Origin of the sequence: Vibrio genomosp. F10 str. ZF-129, from assembly GCF_000287055.2 — a bacterium.
Taxonomy (GTDB): Bacteria; Pseudomonadota; Gammaproteobacteria; order Enterobacterales; family Vibrionaceae; genus Vibrio.
Map to the genome: position 1 here is coordinate 1 of NZ_AJYQ02000036.1, position 906 is coordinate 906.

A 906-nucleotide genomic window follows, 5' to 3' on the forward strand; every position below is an offset into this window, starting at 1 on the left:
CGCGTTAAGTAGTGAGCAACGCCACCACCCTACCTAAATTATTGTGCCGTAAACACTAAATTCAAAGCAAACTGAAAATGCCGAGCGTTGCGAATCTGTCTTAAACGCTTTGTTATGTTTTAGTAGCCTCGATCTCATTGCCAGCAATAGTACACAAAACCAAACCACTTTCTTTTTCGCTAGAGCTAATAATGAGCTTCCCAAATGAATCCCAAACTGAGCTTTTACCACAAGTTTTCCAGCCACCTGTTTCTGAGATATGGTTGCTTAGAAGTACTGGAACTCGTTGCTCTAAAGCAATTTCGGATAGGATTTTAGAATCAGGGGTAAAGCCATTACCAGAAACTAGAGCACTTACAACATAAGCATCTGCACCGAGCTTTTTAGCCCGCAGAGAATGTTCCGGTGTTATAAAGTCGGCACAAATAGCCAATGCTATTTTATGCCCATTCACAGTAAAGAAGTAATCCGTCGCCCCAAAAGAACAATACTTATCTTCGCCTTCATGCAGATATTGCTTTGAATAAAATTGGACTGAGCCATCGGGAAAACAAACTACCGCACCTATTGTTGGCTTTGAGGAATTATTAGCTTTTAGCGGACAACCTGCAATAACTATAATCTCATTTTCAACTGACGCTTGAGAGAGTTCTTTAAAACTCAACGGCTCAGGCGAAAACGCTAGCTCAGAAACCAAATCTAACTCATAGCCCGTCAATGATAATTCCGGAAAAACGACAACATCAGCTTTGTAAGAAGATGATTCCTCGATCATTTTAATGTGATTTTCAATATTTCCACATAAGTCGCCTCTCACGATCGGGATTTGAGCCAAGCTTATAGTTACACCAGTTTCCAAGTTTCCTCCTTAAAACATAACGCTCGCTTAAGCTGCAACCAACAAGC

At 40.8% G+C, this 906-nt stretch carries 1 protein-coding gene; it reads right to left on the reverse strand.

Features of this window, described 5'->3' with window-relative positions; translation table 11 throughout:
• Window positions 1-112: 112 nt before the first annotated feature.
• A complete protein-coding gene (locus A1QO_RS04860; protein WP_017041080.1) occupies window positions 113-859 on the reverse strand; it encodes a carbon-nitrogen hydrolase family protein in 747 nt (248 codons plus the stop codon).
• Between the last annotated feature and the right edge of the window lie 47 nt (window positions 860-906).